This is a genomic window from Pseudomonas sp. LG1D9, assembly GCF_002949995.1.
Classification (GTDB): Bacteria; Pseudomonadota; Gammaproteobacteria; order Pseudomonadales; family Pseudomonadaceae; genus Aquipseudomonas; species Aquipseudomonas proteolytica.
In genome coordinates, this window is the sequence record NZ_CP026881.1 from 5,005,517 (window position 1) to 5,013,548 (window position 8,032).

Genomic DNA, 8,032 nt, shown 5'->3' on the forward strand with positions numbered 1-8,032 from the left:
TGCCCTGCACACGGATGCTCATGGAGTGTGCGTTGGATCATCTGGATCGGTTGTTTCGCCTCTATCATCGCGAACTGCAGCAGATTGCCTACCGGCGCCTGGGTGACCGGGAAATGGCGGCAGACCTGATGCAGGACGCGTTCGTACGTTATGTCGGCCTCGACCGGCAGCAGCGCACCCATACCATCACCAATCCGCGGTTCTTCCTGATTCGCGTCATGCGCAACCTGATCATCGACCTGGGCCGCAGCCGTACGCGGCGTGGGCCTATGGATTCGTTGGAAGATGTGCAGCACGAGCTGCTCGACCCATGCCCGGGCCCTGCCGCACTGGTGGAGATGCGCCAGCAGTTGCAGCTGTTGCAACAGGCGTTGGGAGAATTGTCCGATAACAGCCGCCAGGCTTTGCTGCTCAACCGCCTCGACGGCTTGGGCCATGCGGCGATTGCCAAGCAACTCGGGGTGTCTCCCAGCATGGTCAGCAAATACATCATGAGCGCGGTGCTGCATTGCGCCCGGCGTCTTGGGATGACCGAGTGACGCGCGAGCCTGCCCCGGATAAACCTTCGCCGCTGCTCACCGAGCAAGCATTGCAATGGCTGGTCGACCTGCATTCGGGCACCGCCGAGGCACCTACCTGGGACGCCTACCTGCAGTGGTGCGAAACCTCGCCCGAACACCAGCGTGCCGCCCACGCGGCGGAACGCTTGTGGGAGAGCCTGGGCAGCGCACTGGAGCGTCCACCCGGCTCATCACGCCGCTTGCTGCAACTGGGGCTGGTCGTCGCATTGGGCCTGGCCGGCGGTTTGTCCTGGCAGGCAGAACACCAAGGCTGGATGGCGGACCAAGTGACAGGCCTGGGCGAGCACCGCCGCGTGACATTGGCCGACGGCTCGCACCTGGAGCTGGCGCCGCGCACCCGCGTGGATATCGACATGCAAGCGGGTCGCCGGGTGTTGCATTTATATAGCGGCGAACTGTTCGTCCAGGTCGCCCCCGACACCCAGCGCCCATTCGAAGTACGCGCCGGCCGTGGCAGCCTGCGCGCGCTGGGCACCGGCTTCGACGTGCGGCGCGAGGGCGAGCAAGTGCGCATGGTCGTCACCGAACACACCGTGCGCGTGACATTGGACGGCGACCCGCAGACCACCGATGTGGAAGCCGGGCAGGCCGTGCAATACGGCCCGGACGGCCTCTCGCGCAGCCAACCGGTTGACGTCGCCACCGCTACCGCCTGGCGCCGCGACAAACTGGTCTTCAACCGCCAACCCCTGGGCGAGGTGCTGGAACAACTCGGCCGCTACCACCGTGGCGTAATCTGGGTTCGCGATAACAGCCTGCGCGCCCTGCCCGTGACCGGCATCATCGCCACCGACGACACCGACGCCCAACTGAAACTGCTGCAACGCACGCTGCCACTGCGCGTGCGCCTGCTGCCATGGCTGACCGTGATCGAACGCGACGACTCGCCGCGCCAGTAACCTCGGGTTTAAAAAATACGCTGGCTGCCGCTGTCGGGTTTCAGAAGGCTGACGTCTTTCCTGTTGAGATTGATTTTTATTTGGCTGATTTCAGCAGGGGGAGCGTTATGCAGCATCTGATCAGGCACACCGCCTTGAGCCTGGCACTTGCTACGGCCAGTGCCGTGGCAATGAGCCTGCCGGCACAGGCCGCGCAGCAACAGAAGACCGACACCCGGACCTACGACATCGAAGCCGGCCAACTGGACCAGGTACTGACGCGCTTTGCCGAGCAGTCCGGGTTGCGATTGATGGTCGTCAGCGAGTTGGTCGCTGGTCAGCAGTCGGACGGGCTCAAGGGAAATTATCCGGTGCAGCAGGGGCTTGATCGGTTGCTACTGCGCAGCGGCTTGAGCGCCCGGGTCAGTGATGATGTGATCCTGATTGAAAAAACACCGGCGCAGGGAGGGGCGGTGGAGTTGGGGGCTACCACCATTCAGGGGCAGGGGATGGGGGAGATGACGGAAAACTCCGGCTCCTACACTACCGGACTTGTCAGCGCCGGTTCAAAAACGCCTACCAGTCTGAGGGACACACCGCAGTCGGTGTCTGTCATCACCCAACAGGTCCTGCAAGACCGGCGCATTGTTGATCTGTCCGATGCCATGCGGCGCACGCCGGGCATCACCGTCAAAAACGCCAACTACCGCCTGCCGCAGTTCATTTCTCGTGGTTTCCGTATCGATAACATTCAGATTGATGGTGCCTCGCCGATGGACATCGGCTCTGGTATCGGGACCTTCTACGCCAACAAAACCTATGACATGGCTGAGTTCGACCATATCGAGGTGTTGAAGGGGGCATCCGGCCTGTTCGGCGGCACTGGCGATCCGGGCGGCATCATCAACGCCGTGCGTAAACGTCCGCTGGACTACTTCCAGCTCAAGTTCAATACATCGGCAGGTTCCTGGGACAATTACCGTACTGAGGTCGACGTGACGGGGCCAATGGCCTTTGACGGTAAATTGCGTGGGCGTGTGGTGGTCGCCAATACCGATCGCCAGTACTTCATGGATAACCGTAGCACCGAGAAACCTTTCATTTACGGCGTGTTGGAGGCTGATGTAACAGACACGGCGCGGGTTACCGTCGGAGGGCGCTACGAGAAAATTCATGAAAACGGCACTGGCGACGGTTTGCCACGCTTCAGCACCGGGCAGGACTTGAAGCTCAGTCGTCGCACTTGGTACTCACCGAACTGGGCTTATAGCGATAACAGCTCCCAGGAAATCTTCGCCAAGTACGACCAGGAATTGGCTGACGACTGGAAGTTGAACGTGTCCTTGACCAATACCTTCGATAAAACCGAGACCAAAGGTGCATTCCTGTGGGGCTCACCTGATCCGGTAACGCTTGAAGGTGCTACCTGGGGAGGGAGTTACATTAGAAACTGGAGCGAACAGACGCTGTTCGATGCCAACGTTTCCGGAAAATTTACGGCGTTCAATCGTGAGCATGAACTGCTGATCGGTGCTGATGCACAGAAGGTGACCAGCCGCTGGCGCTCAACGAAAGCTATGCAGGGCTTCTATCCTGTTGATGTCTACAATCCAGACCTCACACCTCTACCTTCTGACAGCATTGGCAACAAGCTTGAGCGTGATTACAGCCCCAATACCCGTAAGCAGTATGGTCTGTACTCGACCTTGCGTTTACAACTGACAGATCCGCTCAAATTGATCATCGGCGCCAGGGTGCAGCGCTATAAGTTCGAACAGACCTACATGGCCGTAAAGGCTGATACAGGTGCATGGGGCATTGAGTCCCAGAGCAATCATCGTGAACCGACCAAGTTAGTTCCCTTCGGTGGTTTGGTTTACGCCCTCGATGATGAATGGTCGGCGTACGCCAGCTATTCGGAAATCTTCAAGCCCCAGGCCCAGCAACTGCAAGGCCCAAGTACTTCTGGAAAAGCCCTGGAACCCATGGTTGGCAAGACTTACGAAACCGGCATTAAGGGTGAGCTCTACGGCGGAACGCTGAACGTATCGGCTGCGCTGTTCTATACCAAGCGCGAGAAAGAGGCGATTCAAGATCCGCGGTACGTGGCGGAATCAGTCTTGTATGGCGGCAGTTGCTGCTATCTGGCTCAAGGCGAAATCATCAGCAAGGGTCTTGAACTAGAAGCCAGTGGTGAGGTGTTGCCTGGGTGGATGGTGATGGGCGGCTACACCTTGAACCTCACAGACAATGGCACCAAGGACACTTTCCTCACTACGGTTACACCCAAGCATTTGGCGAAACTGTGGACCGTTTACACATTGCCTGATCGCCTTTCTGACTGGAAAGTAGGTGGTGGCGTCAACATCCAGAGCGCCAGCTATGCCAGCGGAACTGCTTATCGGGTCGATGGAAAAAATCCTACAGGCAACTACTACGATGTTTCCCGTGAGACGCCTTTTGACTTCGCTCAAGGCGGCTACGCCGTATGGGACGCAATGGTCGAATACAAAGTCGACGAAAACTGGACCGTTGCCCTCAACGGCAACAACCTGTTTGACCGCAAGTACTTCGAGACCCTGAAGACTTCCGAGTACGGCAATTACTACGGTGAACCGCGCAACTACATGCTGACTGTGCGGGGTACGTTCTAGGCTTTCCTTTCGTCGTAAAAAATCACCTCACCTGAGGTGATTTTTTTTGCGTGCGCCAAGCTCGCCAATGATTTAGAGGTGAGTGCGCCCCTGCGTGCCTGACAAGATGAGGTGTGGACCTAAGGCAAAGGTTTTGCGACTGTTACAAAGTGATTGAGAATCCTTCTAAATTATTTTTATCCCGAACGTTCATTAATGGCTCGACACCGATTCAAGCCAAAACCGTCCCTCTGCAACAGGGAGTGGGGTCCGGACGGTTTAGCTAAATTCAGGTCATTCCGCCTCAAGAGTGGAAGGCCTTCGACATTAATGACATATCTGGGGCTTAACCAAACAATGAAACGCGAGAGCAAAAGGTTCAGGCAAAAACTCTTCAATACCCCTTTGGCGTCCTGCCGCAGCTGCGTGTCGGTGGCGGTCCTGGGGTTGGCCCTCAGTGTCTGCGGCGGGGCTTTCGCCCAGCCCATGCAGGTGAATGTGCCAGCCCAGTCCCTGGACAAGGCCCTGACCGAGCTGGGTAAGCAGACTGGCCTGCAAGTGCTTTTCGGGCCGGATATGGTTGCTGGCAAGAAGTCCACCGCCGTCAAAGGCACCCTGGAGCCCGAGGCAGCTCTTGAAGCATTGCTCAAAGGCGCGGGGCTGACTTTCCGGATTGAAAACAATACCGTCATCCTTGGCCCCGACAATGGTGCGAGTTCAACTATTGAGCTGGGCGCCACTACCATCCAGGGCCAGGGTATGGGGGAAATGACGGAAAACTCCGGCTCCTACACCACTGGCTTGACCAGTATCGGCTCGAAAACCCCGACCAGTCTGCGGCAGACGCCACAGTCGGTGTCGGTGGTGACGGCGCAGGTCCTTGAAGAAAAACGCATGACTGACCTGGCTGAAGCCATGAAAGTGACGCCAGGCATCACGGTCACTAACAACAATTTCCGTTTGTCGGACTTCTCGTCGCGCGGCTTCAAGATTGAGAACATTCAAATCGACGGTGCTGCCCCGATGGCATTGGGCACTACGTCTGGCAGCTTCTACTCCAACAAAAACTACGATCTGGTTGAGTTCGACCATGTTGAGGTCCTACGTGGTGCTTCCGGTCTCTTTGGCGGTACCGGCGACCCGGGTGGCATGATCAACCTGGTGCGCAAACGCCCGCTGGATGCCTATCAGTTGAAAGTCGATATGTCGGCGGGCAGCTGGGACAATTATCGCACCCAAATGGATGTCACCGGTCCGTTGGGCTTTGATGGCAAGCTGCGTGGCCGGATGGTCGCAGCTTACACGGACCGTCAGTACATGCTGGATGATCGGGGTACAGAGAAACCGATTTTCTACGGGATTCTGGAAGCCGATATCCTCCCGGACACACGCCTGACCTTGGGTGGACGCTCGGAGCGTATTCATGAAACGGGGTCGGGGATCGGTTTACCGCGCGATGTGAACGGCAAGGACCTTGGTCTGTCCAGAAGTACCAGCCTGACCCAGAAGTGGTCGTATCTGGACGGTCGATCCCAAGAAATTTTTGCCAAGGTCGACCATGAGTTTAACGATGACTGGAAGCTCAACGTTTCTTATACCCAAACGCTGGATTCCGGGTTTTCGAAAGCGGCTTTCAGTTTCGGCGCTGTCGATCCGGTGACACTCACTGGTCCGAGAACTGGCGGCACTAACAATCAGTATCGCAGCGATCAGAAGCTTCTTGATGTAAACCTGGCTGGGAAATTCGAATACGCAGGCTTGCAGCACGAGTTGCTGGTCGGCATGGATCATCAGAAAATCACCAGTCAGTGGGAGGGGACTACCTCATCCAACGGGGTTGGCAATCCGGTTAATGTATTTGACCCGGATGCGACGCCCTGGCCACAACCTGGAACAGACAAGAACTTTATTCGCAACTACAGCCCCAACAGCCAGACACAATATGGCCTTTACTCTACATTGCGTTTGCAACTGGCGGACCCACTTCACTTGATCATTGGTGCTCGTGCACAGCGGTACAAGTTTGATCAGTTGTACCAGGCGATCGAAGAGGGAGCCTGGAAGGTGCAGTCGGATGTCTCGACCCGTGAAGCAACCAAACTGGTTCCCTACGGCGGTATCGTCTATGACCTGACGGATGAATGGTCGACCTACGCCAGCTACTCCGAAATTTTCAAGCCTCAACAAAGCACAATGCAGGGGCCATTGCCAGGAAGTTCCATGGAACCTATGACCGGCAAGACTTACGAGACTGGCGTCAAGGGCGAGTTGTGGGGCGGAGCTGTCAATACTTCCTTTGCGTTGTACTACACCTCGCGAAAAAACGAGGCAGTGCTGGATCCACGCTACGAAGAGTCCAATGTACTTTTCGGCGGCAACTGCTGCTATTTGCCTCAGGGTGAGGTCGTCAGCAAAGGCGTCGACATGGAGTTTACCGGTGAAGTCTTGCCGGACTGGAACGTTCTGGCGGGCTATACGTATAACCACAATCGCAACCGCACTGCGGCGAAGGTATTCAGCAGTATTACGCCAAAACATCAGTTTAAACTATGGTCCACCTACCGGTTGCCAGGAATACTCAACGACGTGAAAATCGGCGGTGGCGTGAATTTGCAAAGCGCTACCTACGTCAGTGGGACCACGTTCGTGAACGATGTGGAGCAGAACTACAAGTACGTTCAGGCGGGTTATGCCGTATGGGATTCCATGGCCGAATACCGAGTTAACGAAAACTGGAGTGTTATCTACAACGCCAACAACCTGTTTGATAAGAAGTACTACAGCAAACTGGGGTCCTCGGCATCGGGCAACTGGTATGGCGATGAGCGCAACCACATGCTGACCTTGCGCGGCACCTTCTGGTAACCGTAGCGTGAAATAAAAAGGGACATCGCCAGGTGTCCCTTTTTTATGCCTTACGGAGCAACACAGCACATTCAGTCCGTGCGCTCTTTCAACCACCCCTCGACTGCCGCATAAATCCCGCCAATGTCCGCACTGATCCCCGACATCCGCAGGAAGTCATGGGTCAACCCACGCTGAGTCAACAAAGTAACGTCAGTCCCGGTATCGCGAAGCAACTGGGCATATTCAAGTCCTTCGTCATACAACGGGTCGTACTCGGCCAGGCTGACGTAGGCCGGTGCTAGAGGACCAAGGTTGTTTGCCAATAACGGTGATGTACGCCAGTCGCCACGTTGCTCTACGTCGGGGGTGTAGTGCCTGTAGAACCACTGCAAGGTCTCGCTTTCCAGCAGATAGCCTTCGGCATACCGCTGGTGGGACGGGCGCGTACGTTGAGTGTCGGCCACCGGGTAAAACAGCAACTGAGTCTTGAGTTTTAGCGCAAGGTGCTCGGGTGCCTGCACGGCGCTGATGGCCAGTACCGTAGCCAGGGTGGCGCCGGCGCTATCACCGGCGACGCTGACATTGTCCGGGTCCAGATTCAGGGTATGCGCTTCGCGAGCCAGCCAGTTGGCGCAATCCAGGGCGTCGTTGACGGCCGTGGGGAAGGGATGCTCCGGAGCCATTCGATAAGCCGGGGCCAGGACCGCTTGGCGTCCGCTTGATGCCAGGCGGCGGCAAATCGAGTCATGGGAGTCAAGGCTGCCGACCACGTAGCCGCCGCCGTGGAAATACAGAATGCTTGGCTGTGAAGGTTGGACGTGATGTGCCGAGCGGTATAGCCGGGCTTCAATCTTTGCGCCGTCGCGTGTCGGGATGTGCAAGGTTGTAATCGTCAGGCTTGCGGGTGGCGAAGGGTCGAGGATCTGCGAGCTCAACTCGAACTGCTGCCGTGCCTGACTCACACTCAAGGCATGCATGGGCTGACTCTTGCCACTCAGGCGACCCATTTCAGCCAACTCCAGAAAACCTTCGAGATCGGGGTCCAGGGGCATTACGTGTTCCTTATTGATTCAATACAGTGCCGCCCCTGTGC

General features: G+C 57.0%; 5 protein-coding genes. 4 read left to right on the forward strand and 1 reads right to left on the reverse strand.

Annotated features, from left to right (window positions below):
• Window positions 1-32 precede the first annotated feature (32 nt).
• The 4 genes from C5F71_RS23340 to C5F71_RS23355 all read left to right on the forward strand — a co-directional run bounded on the left by C5F71_RS23340 (window position 33) and on the right by C5F71_RS23355 (window position 6,957).
• On the forward strand, window positions 33-539 hold the full coding sequence (locus C5F71_RS23340; RefSeq protein WP_224791175.1) for an RNA polymerase sigma factor: 507 nt from the start codon (window positions 33-35) through the stop codon (window positions 537-539).
• Entirely contained in the window at window positions 536-1,480 is a 945-nt protein-coding gene (locus C5F71_RS23345) for a FecR family protein (RefSeq protein WP_104912058.1), read from the forward strand. The genes C5F71_RS23340 and C5F71_RS23345 overlap by 4 nt, the downstream gene beginning before the upstream one ends.
• Before the next feature lie 107 nt (window positions 1,481-1,587).
• Window positions 1,588-4,113 (forward strand): TonB-dependent siderophore receptor, encoded by a 2,526-nt coding sequence (locus C5F71_RS23350; protein ID WP_177410437.1) that lies wholly within the window; start codon window positions 1,588-1,590, stop codon window positions 4,111-4,113.
• Window positions 4,114-4,449: 336 nt separating this feature from the next.
• The gene (locus C5F71_RS23355; protein ID WP_104912059.1) at window positions 4,450-6,957 is read left to right on the forward strand and encodes a TonB-dependent siderophore receptor; all 2,508 of its coding nucleotides are present in this window, start codon (window positions 4,450-4,452) and stop codon (window positions 6,955-6,957) included.
• 71 nt (window positions 6,958-7,028) lie between these two features.
• Here C5F71_RS23355 and C5F71_RS23360 read toward each other — a convergent pair whose 3' ends face one another.
• Window positions 7,029-7,991: an alpha/beta hydrolase gene (locus tag C5F71_RS23360; RefSeq protein ID WP_104912060.1), complete on the reverse strand. Its 963-nt coding sequence runs from the start codon at window positions 7,989-7,991 to the stop codon at window positions 7,029-7,031.
• Between the last annotated feature and the right edge of the window lie 41 nt (window positions 7,992-8,032).

Excerpts from the sequence above, each read along its gene's own strand:
- C5F71_RS23350 (WP_177410437.1), top strand. The coding sequence starts at position 1,588 with ATGCAGCATCTGATCAGGCACACCGCCTTGAGCCTGGCACTTGCTACG.
- C5F71_RS23355 (WP_104912059.1), top strand. The coding sequence starts at position 4,450 with ATGAAACGCGAGAGCAAAAGGTTCAGGCAAAAACTCTTCAATACCCCT.
- C5F71_RS23360 (WP_104912060.1), bottom strand. The coding sequence starts at position 7,991 with ATGCCCCTGGACCCCGATCTCGAAGGTTTTCTGGAGTTGGCTGAAATG.